The following is a 15,850-nucleotide window of genomic DNA, read 5'->3' as shown; positions in this document are numbered from 1 at the left end:
GCAACAGAGCTTAATCTCCCAATCCGACTGTCTCAAAGTCGTTGACACGTTCCGGTTGACCCCGACGACGGACACGGACACGGACGTTGGCGAAGGCTTCGGTCACCGGTGGGTCGTGGGCGAGATCCCCGTCGCCACCGTAACGCCCGCCGTTGTCTCCGCGACGGCGGCCATCTTAGGGTCGACTTAACTTGACCGAACCGCGAGCGACGAGACGTCGACAATCGCCCCCTCCGGTGTTCGTTCCTCACCCTCGCACTGGCCGATATCGACGCAATGGGTCCGGCCGCCCGGACCATCGACGATCAGGTACTGGCGGTGGCGGATCTCGCAGGACAGGCCACGGGTGACCACCCACCCCACAGCATGGGTGGCGAGGGCACCCAAATATTGGAGCACGATCTTGCCAGAATCGGGGGCGCGGTCGCGTTCGTCCCGCGGCCGGTTCGGGGCCATGATGATGTCGCCGCGTTCGCCCTCGCAGGCAACGCCGTTGCAGTCGCGACTGATCAGCGCGGCGATCGGAGCGCCGGTCCGGTTGATGGCTGCCGCCACCCGAGGGGCACAGCGCTTGGCGCTCTTTCCGCCGCGTGACTACGGTTCGCCCAGCTTCGGCTCGACATTGTCATCGGCCATGGCGGCCTCCCGGAAATCCACGGACAATCAGCACTCTACAGGAAAAACCCTCCGCGCCTTCTGGCAGCCTCCTCAAAAAAAGATGTGCAGACAATAGGATAGTCGACATCGGAGGCTCTCTTTTATCTTGCCTTACGTCCCAATCCTGTCTTTCTCTGCGCTCTAGTACGCTCCCTTACGATCTCTGTCATTTCCTCTTATCAGAACAATAACCTGCGCGGACCGACTTTATGCTTCCAATTCCGATGAGTCAGTGCTGTCGCCGACGGTCTTGAGAGGGGCAACCGGGCCGCTATGCAACGCCAAAACCCCCGCGTGGGACGCCGCTCTGAGCGTGAAGAATAGGCCGTCTACCACCGGAATCTGGGTGGTTTCCGTGAGCCTGGGAAGCGCATTCGGCTGGCTGTTGGAGCCGTCCGGCGACGCCGTTTCGGCGATAATTTTGGTGACACGTGCGACGAGGACGCGGGTCTCGGCGGTCGACGTTCAACCGAAGCGCAACGCTCTGGGTAACACAATCCCTTCAGGATCGGTCACCGATCCCACGAAGCGGGTTCTTCCACCGGCCATCTCGCGCCGAAACACGTCGCGGCCATGCTGTCGGGTGGGTTGTAGACGACCGTTTCCGCTGGTCCCGAGGCCTTCGCAGGGAAGCTGCCGGTGGTGGCAGAACGGCACGTTTTCCTGCGCTGAAATGCAATCACCAGCCGCAAACGGGCCGCCGTTTCACTCTGTTTCTGGCTCATGGTATGGTCGACCCAATAGGCGAATGGACGCCGTTGGAGAGGAGGGGCGCATGGGCGATCGGACCGTCAGCATCGGGGGCAACGCCACCGGCAACAGCATCGTCACCGGCGATCACAACGCCGTCAGCACACAGTTTCAGGGCGCTCTCCCGTCCCCGGACCAAGTCGACATAAGCGCCGAGATCGCGGCCCTTCGAGAACGTCTCGCCGGACTGCAGGCCCCCGACCAAAGCAAGCTCCTGCGCGCGCTCGCCGATACCGAAGAAGAAGCCGCCAAACCAGACCCCGACCCGGATGAGATCGGTGCGGCAATGGACCGGGCGATCGGCTACGCAAAAAAGGCCAACGGTTTCGCGGACCAAGCGTCGAAACTCCTGCCGCATTTGAAGGCCGTTTGCGGCTGGCTTGGCGACAACTGGCACAGGTTGCTCGTCACCGCAGGGTTCGGGAGCTCTTAGCAGGGGCCCTCGAGAATGAACGAACGCAGCGTCAAGATCGTCGGAAACGCGGTTGGAAATGTGATCATACCCGGCGACGGAAACGTCGTTTCGGTGCATGTCGATACGCTCAGCAAGACTGCGCTGAGTATGCCCGGGGACGCGCCCCAGCAGCGTCCGGATACCGAGCTTGTTGGCATGGCCTCGACCGAGGAATGCGACTGGTCTGGCGCGGTTGCAGATGAGCTTAGAGCCGCATCATCGGACCTTTTGTCCTGGCCGAAAACGCTTCCGGACGGTCAGTGGCTTGAGCGCCCGGAATTCAGCGTTCTCAAAGAAAAAGTCGAAGGCACTGACCAATCTGCTTCCGTGCTACTCGGGCTACCGGGCGCCGGCAAATCCGCCCTGCTGGCGGCGCTCGCGCACCACTACGTCGATCTCGGCTGGCCCGTGCTCGCGATCAAGGCGGACGCCCTCGACCCGGACATTGCCAATGAAGCAGATCTGCAGGCACGGCTGGGGCTGTCGGCGCCCCCGAGCGAGGTGATCAAGCGCATCGCCCGCGTCCGAGCGGTCCTGCTCGTCATTGATCAACTCGACGCCCTCGCCGGCTATCTCGATATCCGAACGGCGCGGCTCAGCATCTTGTTGAACTTGGTGCGGCAGGTCGGACGGATCGACAATATCCACATTATCGCCTCGGCTCGCACGTTCGAATTCAACCACGATACCCGCCTTCGCTCGATTGATGCCGAGCCTGTCGATCTCGCGTTGCCGGCATTGAGCACCGTGATCGAGCTTCTCGAAAAGAAAGGGGTGAAGGCGAGCGGTTGGCCTCCAGACGCCCAAGAGGTGATCCGAACACCACAAGCGTTATCGCTTTACCTCAAGCTCGATAACCGCAGGAAAGGCGAGACATTCACAGCCTATCAGGTCATGGTTGAGCAACTCTGGCGCGACCGTATCCTCGTTGGGAACGACGGCCCGCGCAGGGCCAAACTGATTGAAGACATTGCGAACCACATGGCCGAGGAGGAAAGCCTTCGGCTCGCAACCGTTCGCTTTGAGGACCATCGCCAGGATCTCCAGGCGATCGAAGCCGCTGGCATCCTTATCGAAACCGATGGTGGCATCGGATTCACACACCAGACCGTTTTTGACTTTGCCCTGGCGCGGAACTTCGCGCGGGGGGCGGGGCGCCTGTCTCGGTATGTTCTCGACCGGCTGGACTCCCTATTCCTGAGGCCGAAGCTTTGGACCGGGTTGACCTACCTACGCGGGGTCGATCCCCATGCTTACCATCGCGAGCTCGAAGCAATCTGGAACGCCCTCGATCTACGAAAGCACCTGCGCTTTCTCCTCATCGATTTCCTGGGACAGCAGAGGGAGCCGACCGACCGTGAGGCGCTGCTGATGGAGCTGGCGCTTCAGGCCGCGCAAGACCGCTGGCGCGCGTTTCAGGCGCTGTCCGGAAGTCCGGGATGGTTTCGGCGGTTCGGCCGCAGCTTCATCCGACAAGCAATGTGCGGCGACGACAACGCGGCCAACCGCATGATCGGGGTGCTCTCCCAGGCATGGCCGTTCGCGGCCGACGATGTCGCCGATCTGGTCGAAACCACATGGCTACCGGACGCCAAGAATGATGACCGGATCTGGGTGACGGTGGACCGCGCTCGGACTTGGACCGACAAAACCTTGGAGATCGCAGAACGTTTGATTGCCAGAACGGATATTTCCGCACCTCAGGTCGATGGGATCATCGCGATGATCGGCGCCGACCAGCCCGACGTGGCGGCACGGCTATTGGTCGCGTCACTCAACCGCATGCTGACGGCAGCGGAAGCGGAGGCGCGGGAACGCAGCAAGTTGGCACCGCCTGCGCCGGACGATTATTCGGACTATTTCGTATGGCATGCTCGGTATAGCCCAACGGACCCGATCAAAAAGGTCATCGAAGAGTCGAGAGAATGGGACAGCATCCAAGCGCTCGCGGAGCAGTCCCCGCAGTTCTTCCTCGATCACGTTTGGCCCTGGTATCTGACCGCACTGGATCGGCTGCATGAGTTCGACGAGCATGACCGCAACGGCCTTGGTTACCCGGTTGCCTATCTGGTCAACTACCGGTTCGCTGCGGAGGACGAAACCAGCTTGCCCGAGCCCGCGATCCCTGGGGCCTTGCGAACCGCCATCGAGCATTTTGCGCAGCAGCAACCGGATGAGTTTCTGACTTGGGCGGCCGACCAAGCACGTATCGAACTGGCGCCGGTCCACCAACTCCTCGCGCACGCCTTCCAATCCGCGCCCGAGCGCTTCGCCGGTCATGCCTCGGACTACCTGCTGGCGGATCATCGGCGTTTTTATCTCGGAACCGGATTAGACATGACAAGCACCACGACCCGGTTGATCCGGGCGGTCAGCCCGCAATGGGACGCTAGCCAGACCGCAGCATTCGAGGACGCGGTTCGGCGCTACAATCCGCCGCTCGACGATGTGGAGGACCCAGGCGCACGGCGGGCGCGGCGCAACACCGTTCGCCGGATTAAGCTTGATCTGCTGCGATCGCTGCCCAAGAACGCGATGAGCGCCGCCAGTCGCCGTCACGTTCAGGAAGAAGAGCGCAGGTTCGGCCCGCCGCGACCCTCGTTGGGGGGTACATTCTTCAGAGAAATCCTCTCCCCCATGAGCGCGGCGGACATGCTGAAGGCGCGTGACGACGATATCGTCGGCGCCTTTGAAGCGTTGCCCGACGCAACCGGATGGGATCACCCCCGCAGACGCATAGCCGGCGGCAATATCCAGCTTTCGCGTGAATTCGCTACATTCGCGGCGCAGGACCCGATCCGGGCGCAACGTATCATCGCCCGTCTGTCTTCGGACAATGGCACGCGGGCGGCGGGCTACGCGATCGACGCCCTCGGCAAGGAAGCGGATCCGTCCCTCGTCTACGAACTTCTCATGAGTGTCGTTTCGCGCGGCTTCGATGGTGAGGAATTTCGCGGCGCCGCCGCTCACGGCATCGAAGAGCTTATACGTCGCAAGGAGCAGATTCCCGACAGCATCCTCGACCTTTTCGAGACGTGGCTCAGAGAGGCAGCCCCTGAAACAGCTGGCGAGGACGCGGAGCCAGAAGGTGCGGACGAACCGGAGATCGACACCGCGACCGAGGACGCGCCCGCCGAAACGGATCGCATGGACGAGAGCTTGCTCTGGGGCTATGGGGGCTTCGCGATCCTGCCGCACGGAGACTATCCCGTGCTCCAGGCGCTCACGCACGCCAGACTTGAACGTGATGAGAGCGATCGACTTATTGACACGCTTTCTTGGTATCTTGGCCGCAATACAGAGCCTGCCATTTGGCAGCACCTCCTCCGGTTCTTGCCATACATCAAACCGGCAGTGCCCGACGAATTGGCGTCGTTTATCCGGAAGCTGTTCGAGGCCGTCCCTGGACTGGTAGGGACACGGGAAGCAGCCCACTATCTCGCCAGAACTCATTGGCGGAGCCCCGATCTCGTTGAGGAGCTACTGCCCGTCTGGCGGATCGGGGAAAAGGCGCCGACGAGAATGGCCTATGGGGAAATCGTCACGCTCATGGCTGTGCTGCGCCCAGAACGCCCATGGCCGGCGGATCGATTGTCCGACATTCTTGCGAAGGATGCATTGGAGGCTGAGCGGGTCGGCGCCGCGAACAGCGCCGTCCATCTTTGGATTGAGGACGAGTATCGTGACACCGCCAATCCCATTCTGCTGCGGTTGCTGGCAACCGGCCCTCACGACGTTTGGAACGCCATTTTCGACCTGTTCCGCCTCGTCGATCATCTGTCGCCCGATGACCAGACGGTCGCCTTGCTGACGGCGATCGCCGACCACATCGGGGACGCGCCCAAGCGCGATCCGACATTTGTTGTCGAGAAACTGGCGGCCCTGCTTCCGCATCAGGCACCGTTGGTTGGCCGGCTGTCTCGTGCGTTGATCGAGGGCTGGAAAAAGGATCTCGGCGACATTCGCACCAGCGCTGCCATGGCCGCCGTCGAGTTGGTCAATGTGGCCGTCACCCTGCATCGGCTGGGGCCGGAGACGCGGGACCTTGGCACCACCCTTTTCGAGCTCCTTCTCGAGATCGAGTCCTACGCGGCGCGCGAGACCTTGGAAGAACTGGACAGCCGTTTCCGGGATCGGCCGGCCTCTCCTCGGCGTCAGCTCAAGCGGCGATCTCGACAGCAGCCACGCAGGAAGGCAGCAGCTCACTCAGCAGGAAATGGAAAATAGGTCTCATGCGGGACGTGTCACAGTTTGAAGGGCTGGATCGTGGTGAAGCAGCTCTCAAGACCGCGCCGCCGCATCTTGTCGAGAAAATCCATAACGCGGGGGATATCCTGTTCATTTTCTTGCAATAGACTGTCAAGTACAAGGGCAAATTCCTGGTCGATCCGAGTCGCAAAGACGCCCGGATCATCCGTGTTCACTGTCAGGCGAACGCGACCCTCACTCATTCGCGAGATGCTATGCATCGGGTGTTCTGTCATGAATTGGACGTGCCCGGTTACCAGATTGCTTGACGGATTTATTTCAATATAAATACCTTTTCGCGCGATTTTATCGCAAAGATGTTTCTGCACATCCCGTAGGATGGGGATCTGTTTGTCCAAGAGGTCTACGTACTCCGAGTCCGCAAGCATGACCATGCGATTGGAGACCGCCTGATTCCAGCACTCTAACTGGACGATTTCGCGTGCCGGGCTCAGGTCGGCCGCGTCAATTCGTGGCGGGAACTTCCTGCGCTCCAGCGCCGCGTCCTGTAGATCGGCCAGAGACACGTTCATGCCGTGAATCTGCCGGGATAGACGCAAGGCCGCCCGTTCCAACTCGTCCGCGTCGCCGGGCCGCAAGGCGTTGACCTCACGCCCGACCTGCCGGATCCAAACCAGATCGTCCAAGGCGACACCGTTTTGAACCTGCACCCGGCCTTGATTGCGTGTCAGCCAAAGGTTCGGATCCAATCCTAGCGCGAGGCCGTGTCCGATCCGGTCGCGCGCCTGTAAAACAGAGTCGATCAGCACATCGATGTGACGCAGGCCGGTCACCAGATGAAAGAAGTCCTCCCCGGCGTGATAGGTCTGGCGCAAACGCGGCAGGCTGAAAGCGTGCGTGTGCAGTCCACGTGCTTTAAGACGGTCCCAGTATTCCAGCGGCATCCGATCCGAATCATCCAGGAGCGAAAAGTCCCCCTGAAGAACCTTTAGGAACGGAATCATGACTGACGGCGGACACCCCCGTTCCAGGTTGGCAACGTCGAGCCCCACGATCCAGCGTGCCAAAGGCGCCCGTGGGACATCATCCGGGGCCGCACTCCCGTCCGACATGGGGGCAGCTTTTCCAACCCGCCGACCGGCGCCGAATACTTCCGAAAGCGCCGCTTCGCGTTGATCCTCGTGACGGAAAAGATGCAGCAGGGCGGTGCGCCGGTCCATCTGCTTGCGCAAAGCCCAATATTGGGGCTGATCGCCTCGTATTTTGGCATCTCTTATAAAATGAACGATGAATCTAATATCCTCTTCGCGACGCCCCAATTGTTCATACGCTGATTCCCAAACTTTGAAAAAGCGCACCCAGTCCTTAAAGGTTTTTCGGGGGGCAATGCGAAGCTCAAGGCGGCGCAGATGGGGACACTCCAACGCCATCGTGGCCTGACGAACCAACCGAGCGCGCATGAAACTGATGGAGCGGTTGGATCCGCGCTTTTCCGACAGCGGCTCCCCTCGGTCCAGGTATTGGCGAAACCGCTGCAATCCACCGCCGGACTCGGGAAACTGGGTCTGTTCCCTGAGAAACCGGCTTTTGGCGTAAAGATACTGGTCGAAGTTGGCTTGGAAAGCCGCGTCTAGAGCGCCGTCATTTTGTTTGAGCGAACGCCAGCATGTCAGCAAGAAAAGCCGTTCTTCCCGCAAGAGGTCCAGGCTCCGCCACGTTCTTTGGTCCAGACTTGGGGGCATGATCGAGCTGAAGACGTCGGAACCGCTCCTGATAACGTCGCTTCGCCACTCCAGCGCACGTCGGATGGCGCACAATTCCTCTAGGCGCTTGTCCCGACGCTCTGTGTTGTCCTTGATGCCCTCAAGTTCCTTGTAGGAATACCGCGGAACATGCTCCAAGGCGACATCCCCGATCACCAGCCGTGACCACAGAACCGGGATTGGATCGCTGGCCTCAAGGTGAACATGGGTGTCCGCGACACCCCGGGCCACCAGCACGTCCAGATCCGGGTGGGCGATGGCCGGGAAGACCCGCCAGTTCTCCAGTTCCTTCAGAAGATCGCGGGAGCCATGCGGCGAGCCTGGCGCCTGATCCGCGATGGCCAACGTCAACAGAGCATCCGGATCAAGACGTGACATCGCGAACCGCCAGACACGAAGGCGATCAAGCGGGATGCGTGGCTCGGCGTTAAAAATCTCTACTCGAATGTCGGCCGACGCCAACACGCCACGCCACCATTGAACATAATTCTCATTATCCTTGAAAAACTGCTCAACAGTGTCTTCCAAGACACCCAGATTTTGCGTGCGATCCAAGTGGAGAAGCCAATTGGCGAAGTGTTTCTGCCAACCCATGTTGGGTTTCGCAATGATACTCTGACGTCCCGTTCCGTCCTCCCCCTTCATCCGCTGAGGCCAGCACAGAAACTCGATCGGGACGCGAAAAGCGACGTGACCAGAGCCGATGTTCATGTCGGGTCTGACGCCTGTTCGGCGGAACCGGGATGCGGATCAAGGTTTCGCAGGTTTTTCAGGATTTCATTGGCCGGAACAGGGCCGATCTGAAGTGCCTCCGCAATCGCGAGAATGGCCTGGCCGTCGGGAGAGTCCGTTGTCAGTGTATTGTATGTTGATTCGTAGGCTTCCATCGACTCTTTGAGATGTCGGATAGCACCCTTGATATCGTTTTTGATGCTTGGGGAGTTGTGCTTGTTGCCGAAAAGGTCTTCATCGGAGAAATCCGCGAAACACCAGTAGCGGACGTCTATTGGATCGATTAAGCCTTCGGGCGTTGTCCGATCTTCGACTGGCTGGTTCCCGTTCGCAACGTTTTCCCGAATTGTCGTTAACGTGGCCGTCATCGGAACCGTGGCTTTCCGGGGTTTCATGCGCAGCAGCATCACAAACGCCTGTTGCAGGAAATCGCGGACGTCCTCCCATGCCTTTCTTGCCCTGCTGTCCTGTGAGACGGCCCAATAAGTGCCGGTTCTCCCATTCGGTCCCTTTGTGCCTGTGGGGCGAACAAGGTCGATGTTGGCGTCGTCCACCTTGGCAAGCCCATGCACGATCGGCACCAGGCTCCAGGCGTGGAGGATGACCGTGCGCCGGCTGCGGTTGTCTGCGATCAGGTCGAGGGCGTGTTTGGCCAAACGTTCCATGCGACTGACGGCGGGGGGGCGTTCGGCGTCATCGATCTGATAGCTGATATCTCCTTGCGGGTTGGGTGCAGACCGGAAGAACGCTATAGAGTCAAAGTCATTGCCCAGTGACGCCAGACGCGCTGCGGAGACCCACATGGACATGTAGTGACGTCTGCAGTCTTCTTGGGAGCGAGCCAGGTAAAATAATTCTTTCAAAAATTGTATTAAATGAGATCCCGTGTTAGGCTGCGGTGGGTTCTCCTGCTGGAAAGACGTTGACCAGCTCTCTTCCAAAGCATCGAAAACATCAAAAACGCTGCTGTAGTACGCAAAATTCCTGCCATTCTCAATAAAATTCAGCAAACTATCTTGAATATCTTTTTCATTTGCCCGAGAATCCCACAATATCGATAATAACTTGCTATATAACTCCAGTGAAGCAACAAGAGCACGACCAAAATTTATGACTGAATTATTCTTCACAAAATCGACGTCTGAATCGGCGTTCATTCGCCCCTTTGTATAGTTCATAGGTGCGTTCAAGGCCCTCCATTGACTCGTGTCTGTTGCTCCCCTCATGGCTTTTCTGATTCTGCGCTTGGCATTTCTTGTCGCCAAGAAGTCCTGTGCGATGGCGAACTGATCCGACATGTCCTCCGGATCGTCCCACATGCTGTTGTAGTTGCCACCTACCTCGGCTTCTTCCACGCAGGAATCCAGGTGACGTAGTTGATAGACATAAAGGCAGGACCAGGGCAGCGGGTGATCGGGATAAAAGGCTGCGACTCCCAGACGGGCTCGGGTGCGATCCGTGCCCCTTAAATCGCGGCCACCCCAGTGATAGGGAAGCCACAGTTCGGCAACCCCCCAGTCTGGCTCCAAGTATGCGGCGGCAAGGCGGACGTCGAACCAGTAATCGACCATGCGGCTTTCAGTCCGCGCACCCTCCCCTGTGAGCGGGTCGTCGTCCTCAACCCGCCACCCGCGCAGCACCTCTCTGTCGGCCACAGCCTGCAAAAGGCCGCGATCTCCGGTCCCGTGTCGCGCCAAAACCGGGCCCTGATGGTATCGGAACAACACCGTCAATGCGCTTTCGGCCCCCGCCCTTGGAAATCTATCCGTGAGACCCGAGAAATCTGGCATGTTGCCCGACCGGTCCGGACCGAAGTAAAGGGCGTATGTGAACCGTACAATGGCGCGGATATTGCCCAGGAACAAGGCGCTGTAGGCAGCGTTCGCGAACCACCATTGCAGGGCGTTCTTGCGACTTTCTTGTTGCTGTGCCGTGTTGTTCCCGGATGCCTCCGGGGCCGCGCCCTGCTTTACGTCCTCGGCATCCCCTGTGGCCTCCGCCTCCGAAGTTTGGGACGGTTTTGAAAACACCTTGCCGTCCACCGCTTCCCGAGCATATTGGCCGACAAAAAGCTCGGAGAGGGTCGGGCCCGTACCATCCGACAGCACGAACAGACGTTCCAGGTCCTTGCGGCCGTCCGTTTCCAAACGAAATCGCGAGGGCAACAGCTTCTGGAACAGCCCGCGCAGCTTGACGTCCACGTCTTCTGCCAATAGACGGAAGATCTCGTCCATGCCCTCTTTGTTGGTCACCAACTTTCCGACCGTGCGCGTATAGGTGTCGTGCTGGGCAAGCGTCTGACGAATCAGGGTCCGACGCATCATCTGGACGTCGGCAGCCAAAATGACCACGATACGTGCGTGAGATAGGTAAAGACGGATATCTTCCAACGTCTTTCGGCCCGCGTCCGGGTCAAGGTCCGTGTCGTCGAAAATCAGGGCCAGAAGTGGTTTTTCATGAACCTCTTTCAGCCAATCCTTGATAAAGCTGTGCCACGCATCGACGCGTCCGTACCCCTGTACATTGTACTTTGCTCTGGCTCTTACGTAATCCGTGAAGTCCAGCGTGTCGTTCAACAGAGCGGTTCGCCCCTCGCCATGCGCCAGCGTCCAGCCCACGTGCACGTCCTGCCGCAAGCGATCAAGAAACCTCTCGAGCGTTGCTCGTCGATCATCGTCCTTGGCGTTCTTCCGGCGCAGGGTCAGATCCCGTTCGATTTCCGCCAGGATCGCTTCCATCGGGCGCTCCTGGTCCAGCAAGGAATCCGGAACTTCTATGACAACGGCATCGTTTTTTATGAGCTCCTGAATAGTGTGCAAAGCGGTGCTCTTACCTGATCCGCGGGCGCCATCCAGAACGAAGACATGGCGTTGCATGTCCTGGCGGCCTTCGTCAGGGTTCGGCTGACCACGATCCACTGGATTGGACCGCTGGCCGGAGGCCTCCATTTCCAGGTCCTGTTTGCGCGTTGCCTTCACCATGTCGTCGGCGCGGCTTGCGTGCATTGCTAGATGCCTGATTGCTTCCGCGATGCTTCTGGCTGCATGACGCTGCTGCCTGTAAAGGCGACCGACGGGAAGGTGCGGCTGGCTGGCCTGCCCAAGGAATTCCAGTTCTTCGAGCCAATCGGTATTCTGGTTGGTGTTGTCGGAGACGGTGGAGCGAACCATGTCGGGATCCTCGGGGCGGATGCTGGATAACGGTGCGGACGGAAGGGTAGCGAACTTCACGCATGGTGGAAACTACCGAGTGATGGGAATCGCCCCGATAGCGCCACGGAATTGCAACGTGGGTGGACATTTGTGGTTCGTTGACGGAGCACGCCCAATATGTTGGTATAAGCTTGTGCGCGACTCGAAGATCATGTATCCATAAGTAAGGTGGCTGAGCGAACTCCACGCGCGAGGTGATAGGATGGCGGGTCTGGCGAGCGTCTCGCAACCGAAGTGGCGTCGCGCCGCTGCCCCCGTTGGTCCCCGGTGCGGTCGACAGGTAGGGCCAGCACTTATCGGTGCCACAAGGTTTTGCGCTGCCTACCCAGCCATCGGCACGGACCAAGATATCTGTTATGATAAGGGCGTAGGCTGCCTCAGCGGCTTGTCGCGCCGTGCCGGGACGTCTAAACTCCGCCGGCTTCTGACGGACCACGCTCGCCCGAAGATGGGTGGGCGTGGACCGTTGTTTGTTGGCCTTATCGACGGGATGACATGCGATGCTTGGATCGGAATTGGCCGATGCGACGCGGGTTCTGGTTGTCAGCGAACGACCGAACCGGCTCCGATCCCTTGTTGACTCTCTTCGAAATAGTAGTAATCAAACCGTGAAGGCATATGCCCTGGCTGAGCCATTGCGGCTGGCGCATGCCGTCTCCCAGATCAATCCTGACGTGATTGTTACGGACGCGTGGTATGATCGTTCTCGGGCTGACTTTTGGCGCTATCTGAAGCCGATCAAGGATGCGCGCCCCGATACCAAGATCATCATTCTGGAAAACGAAGGCGGTGTGCCGGGTCGTAAACCTGGGGGCCAATCGGCTCGTGTTCTTCGGCTGGACGATAAGACCATTATCCCCCGCCAGAAAATTCGGGACGGTGGTGTCGTGGCCGAGGAAGTGGCCCGATACGGTCAGGAAGCTAGCCAGCGCGTGTCCGGACGTATGCGGCGTGCATACGCATTAGTCGCCGGATAGGGGATTGTTCGGTTCCGGCGGAGGCTTGATTGGCGCCCTTCTCCCGTTGCGCCCCGTCCACCCGCCCCTCACGGCACGATCAGCCGGTTCCGCCGCGCCCGCACGGCCCGGGTCACGCTGTCCGGGATGAACGCGGGGAAATCCATCGGCAGGCCGGCCTCGGTGTCCGCCAGCGCCTTTTCCGCGCTCTCGGCGATCTCCGTCAGAACAGCCCGAGCGGCCGGCAGCGGCAGGCCCGCCCGTGCCGCCGTCTGCAGAAAGTGCCGCCCGGTGATGTCGTCGATGCGGTAATGGTTTCGGTCCCCGACCGCCATGGCCAGCTTCATCGCCTTCTTCTGGATGGTGCCGTCATCAAGGCTGGGTTGGGCCGTCAGCACGTCATACAGCGGGGTCAGGGCGTACCGCCCTCCGGGGGTCAGAAACACCGAAACGTTCTTCGCGTGGCCGTCGGTGGCGCCGATCAGCCAGAAGAGGACCTGCGCCTTGAACACCGTGAGGGGATCGTCGAGGGGACGGTCGCTGCCCTTCAGCAGGCGGACGAGATCGGTCAGGCCGGGTCCACCCTGGTTCTGGTATTTCAGCGTCGACGGGATACCGAGGGCCTGACAGCAATCCTCCTGCGGCAATCGCAGCAGGCGTCCGTCCCGCGTCCAGCGACGGTCGAAGCGGGTCAGCACGAGCGCGCGGACATCGCCGAACGTCTCGATCCGGGCTTCGGCCACCGGAACCCCGAAAGCGCCAAGTAGGCGCAGGCCATAGAACTCGTTCTCCACGCTGTTCGACAGGTCGATCCCGTTCGACAGACGACCGATCTGCGGCTTGAGAATGTGGGTGGTCGCCGTGGTGCCCAGGGGTTTGTGCCACCGTCCGTCCCGATACAGGAAGGCGGTCTTTTCCTGCGCCCCGGCAATCGACAAACGAAAGTCGTCTTCATTCCCCAGGCCAAGCGGGGCTCGCGCAAGGTTGCGCAGGATATCGGCGATCGCGTCCTCATCGATCGCAACCCCTCTGACCGCTCCGGCGGTGCCGCTCATGATGTCCGGTGCCGCCGCCTCCGACACGATCTGAAGCGCGCCGACACAGTCCCGGCCGATGGCCTCCAGCAGGCTGTAGACATCCGTCCCCCGCGCGCCCACCCGTTCGGCGACGCGGCGCCGGAGGACAGGGGAGTCCGGCAATAGGTTATCGAACACGGCCTCGACGCGCGCCCCTCGATAGGTCTCCTCCGTGAGCGGCAGGGACAGCGAGATCGGCAGCCGGTGGCCCCACGCCAACCAGGCGGCATCGTAAACGAAACTGATCGCGCCGCCGCTGTCCTTTCGAAGGTGCCCGACCAGACGGTTGTTCAGATACACCTGGAGGGGATCGTGGGCCCGGGGCCGCGCCATCAGAAGATGTCCTCGATGTCGGCGGCCGAGCCCTTGCTCCGGGGGCCGATGGTGAGGTCCAAGTCAAGGGCGGCCAGAAGGTCGAACAGGGTTTCCAGCTTGGTCGCGCCATTCCCGTTTTCGATGCGCGAGACGGTCTCCTGCCAAAGCCCGGCCCGCTCGCCGAGGGCCGCCTGCGTCAGCCCGGCCGCGCGGCGAGCGCGGCGGATGACGGCCCCGAGGTGTTTCGGCGTGCGGGCAATGTCGCTCATGATGGAAGCCCCTTCCCCCGCGATATGCGATCTGGATCATATCTCGGCAGTATGATCCATTCGTTATTTTCTAAGTTTATGCCGCTTGAATCATAAAGGCAACATATGACAGAGAGATCATGATCCGGACCGCGCTATGCCTATGGATCCGGTCCATTCGGCCAATTCCGGCTCAGTCTTGAGGGGGTGTTGCGGCCGGCAGGGTGTCCACCAGGGATAGCACATGGCTCGCCCACAGGGTCAGGGCCTCGCGGCGCTCTGGGAGGTATTCCGCATGGTTGTAGACACCGGCGATGCCGCCCCGTGTGCCGCTGACATGGTTCAACGTGGCTTCGATCACGTGCGGTGCCACGCCCAGGGAATGGAGGCCGGTCGCCACCGTGTGGCGCAGGCTGTGCCAGACCCACGGCGGGAGAGGCGGCAGACCCTCCGCATTCCGGGCCGCGTCAATGGCCGCATCGACCTGCGTCTTGGCTTTCGAAAAGCCGGTGACGCTGGTCCGCCCGGTGACCGTGAACAGGAAGTCACTGGCCTCGACATGGGGCCTGGACCGCACCAGGGCCGCCGCCATGGGGCAAAGCGGAACCACATGCCGCCGGCCATTCTTGGTTCGTTCGGGGGGCAAGTCGATGAACGGGCCGCTTCCCTCCAGGCCATGGACCTCCGACCAGCGCAGGGCCGCGATTTCGTTGCGCCGCTGGCCGGTCAGCAGGCAAAGCTGAAACAGAGGACCGAACGGCGGGCCGACGGCGTCGAGCCCCCGCCAGACCCAGGGGATTTCCGCGTCGCTCAGGAACCGATGGCGATGTTCCTCACGTTTCGGCTTGCGGACACGATCGGTGGGAACGGCGTCGATGATTTCGCGCTCGGCACACCAGCCGAAGAACTTGCTGGCGTAGGCAAGCCAGCGGTTGGCCCCCGTTTCCGCACCCCGCGCCACGATGCCGTCGACCACGGCAAGGACATCACGTTTGGTGATGGTGCTGATCGGCCGGTCCTGCCAGGAGGCGACGCCGGGTTCATGCAGCAACGCGCGGCGATACTCGCGGACGGTCCCGGGACGGGTGTTGCGCTCGGCGTAGCTGGCGATGAACTCGGCGGCGGCAACAGCAAACGTATTGCGCCGCGCCGCGCGGCGGGCTTCAAGTGCCTCGCGGTGGTGCTGGCGGGGGTCCTAGCCGGCGGCAATCTGTTCCATCTGCGTTTTCCACGACGATCCGGACACCGATTCCGCCAACATCCGGACACCGGTTCCACGACGATCCGGACACCGATTCCGCCAACATCCGGACACCGGTTCCACGAACATCCGGACACCGGTTCCACGAACATCCGGACACCGATTCCACGGGCATCCGGACACCCTTGAAGGGGGTGGAGCGAGGCAACTCTAGGCTGCCTATCCTGGGTTCGCGGTGGCTGGACAGACGTGCTGAAAAGCGGCGCTTTTTCAGGCG

At 60.8% G+C, this 15,850-nt stretch carries 10 protein-coding genes; 4 read left to right on the top strand and 6 right to left on the bottom strand.

Annotated features, from left to right (window positions below):
* Positions 1-186 precede the first annotated feature (186 nt).
* Positions 187-555, bottom strand: a complete 369-nt coding sequence (locus Q0309_RS15655; RefSeq protein ID WP_299443266.1) for a DUF3363 domain-containing protein — start codon at positions 553-555, stop codon at positions 187-189.
* A gap of 877 nt (positions 556-1,432) precedes the next feature.
* Between Q0309_RS15655 and Q0309_RS15650 the strand changes: the two genes are divergently transcribed.
* Positions 1,433-1,840 carry a hypothetical protein gene (locus Q0309_RS15650; protein WP_299443263.1) on the top strand — a complete coding sequence of 136 codons (408 nt, stop codon included), beginning with the start codon at positions 1,433-1,435 and terminating at the stop codon, positions 1,838-1,840.
* A 15-nt stretch (positions 1,841-1,855) separates the two neighbouring features.
* Positions 1,856-6,088 (top strand): ATP-binding protein, encoded by a 4,233-nt coding sequence (locus Q0309_RS15645; RefSeq protein ID WP_299443260.1) that lies wholly within the window; start codon positions 1,856-1,858, stop codon positions 6,086-6,088.
* Positions 6,089-6,105: 17 nt separating this feature from the next.
* Here Q0309_RS15645 and Q0309_RS15640 read toward each other — a convergent pair whose 3' ends face one another.
* Together Q0309_RS15640 and Q0309_RS15635 are read right to left on the bottom strand one after the other, a co-directional pair.
* Positions 6,106-8,544 carry a hypothetical protein gene (locus tag Q0309_RS15640; protein ID WP_299443257.1) on the bottom strand — a complete coding sequence of 813 codons (2,439 nt, stop codon included), beginning with the start codon at positions 8,542-8,544 and terminating at the stop codon, positions 6,106-6,108.
* Positions 8,541-11,735 (bottom strand): P-loop NTPase fold protein, encoded by a 3,195-nt coding sequence (locus tag Q0309_RS15635; RefSeq protein ID WP_299443254.1) that lies wholly within the window; start codon positions 11,733-11,735, stop codon positions 8,541-8,543. Before Q0309_RS15635 ends, Q0309_RS15640 begins: the two co-directional genes overlap by 4 nt.
* Before the next feature lie 542 nt (positions 11,736-12,277).
* Here Q0309_RS15635 and Q0309_RS15630 point away from each other — a divergent pair.
* On the top strand, positions 12,278-12,754 hold the full coding sequence (locus Q0309_RS15630) for a hypothetical protein (protein WP_299443251.1): 477 nt from the start codon (positions 12,278-12,280) through the stop codon (positions 12,752-12,754).
* 68 nt (positions 12,755-12,822) lie between these two features.
* Here Q0309_RS15630 and Q0309_RS15625 read toward each other — a convergent pair whose 3' ends face one another.
* From Q0309_RS15625 to Q0309_RS15615, 3 genes are all read right to left on the bottom strand, one after another.
* Positions 12,823-14,142: a type II toxin-antitoxin system HipA family toxin gene (locus tag Q0309_RS15625; protein WP_299443248.1), complete on the bottom strand. Its 1,320-nt coding sequence runs from the start codon at positions 14,140-14,142 to the stop codon at positions 12,823-12,825.
* Positions 14,142-14,393 carry a helix-turn-helix transcriptional regulator gene (locus Q0309_RS15620; protein WP_299443245.1) on the bottom strand — a complete coding sequence of 84 codons (252 nt, stop codon included), beginning with the start codon at positions 14,391-14,393 and terminating at the stop codon, positions 14,142-14,144. Before Q0309_RS15620 ends, Q0309_RS15625 begins: the two co-directional genes overlap by 1 nt.
* 172 nt (positions 14,394-14,565) lie before the next feature.
* Positions 14,566-15,423, bottom strand: coding sequence for a site-specific integrase (locus Q0309_RS15615; RefSeq protein ID WP_299443242.1), 858 nt, complete (start codon positions 15,421-15,423; stop codon positions 14,566-14,568).
* On the opposite strand from Q0309_RS15615, the gene Q0309_RS15610 reads away from it, so the two are divergent.
* A complete protein-coding gene (locus tag Q0309_RS15610) occupies positions 15,415-15,762 on the top strand; it encodes a hypothetical protein (protein ID WP_299443239.1) in 348 nt (115 codons plus the stop codon). The two genes, Q0309_RS15615 and Q0309_RS15610, sit on opposite strands and share 9 nt — an antisense overlap.
* The last annotated feature ends 88 nt before the right edge of the window (positions 15,763-15,850 follow it).

The sequence above is a fragment of the uncultured Rhodospira sp. genome (assembly GCF_937138205.1).
Classification (GTDB): domain Bacteria; phylum Pseudomonadota; class Alphaproteobacteria; order Rhodospirillales; family Rhodospirillaceae; genus Rhodospira.
The sequence above is the reverse complement of the archived record's forward strand: the minus strand, read 5'-3'. Positions and strand labels throughout refer to the sequence as shown.

Excerpts from the sequence above, each read along its gene's own strand:
- Q0309_RS15640 (WP_299443257.1), bottom strand. The coding sequence starts at position 8,544 with ATGAACATCGGCTCTGGTCACGTCGCTTTTCGCGTCCCGATCGAGTTT.
- Q0309_RS15630 (WP_299443251.1), top strand. The coding sequence starts at position 12,278 with ATGCTTGGATCGGAATTGGCCGATGCGACGCGGGTTCTGGTTGTCAGC.
- Q0309_RS15635 (WP_299443254.1), bottom strand. The coding sequence starts at position 11,735 with ATGGTTCGCTCCACCGTCTCCGACAACACCAACCAGAATACCGATTGG.
- Q0309_RS15625 (WP_299443248.1), bottom strand. The coding sequence starts at position 14,142 with ATGGCGCGGCCCCGGGCCCACGATCCCCTCCAGGTGTATCTGAACAAC.
- Q0309_RS15620 (WP_299443245.1), bottom strand. The coding sequence starts at position 14,393 with ATGAGCGACATTGCCCGCACGCCGAAACACCTCGGGGCCGTCATCCGC.
- Q0309_RS15650 (WP_299443263.1), top strand. The coding sequence starts at position 1,433 with ATGGGCGATCGGACCGTCAGCATCGGGGGCAACGCCACCGGCAACAGC.
- Q0309_RS15610 (WP_299443239.1), top strand. The coding sequence starts at position 15,415 with ATGCAGCAACGCGCGGCGATACTCGCGGACGGTCCCGGGACGGGTGTT.
- Q0309_RS15645 (WP_299443260.1), top strand. The coding sequence starts at position 1,856 with ATGAACGAACGCAGCGTCAAGATCGTCGGAAACGCGGTTGGAAATGTG.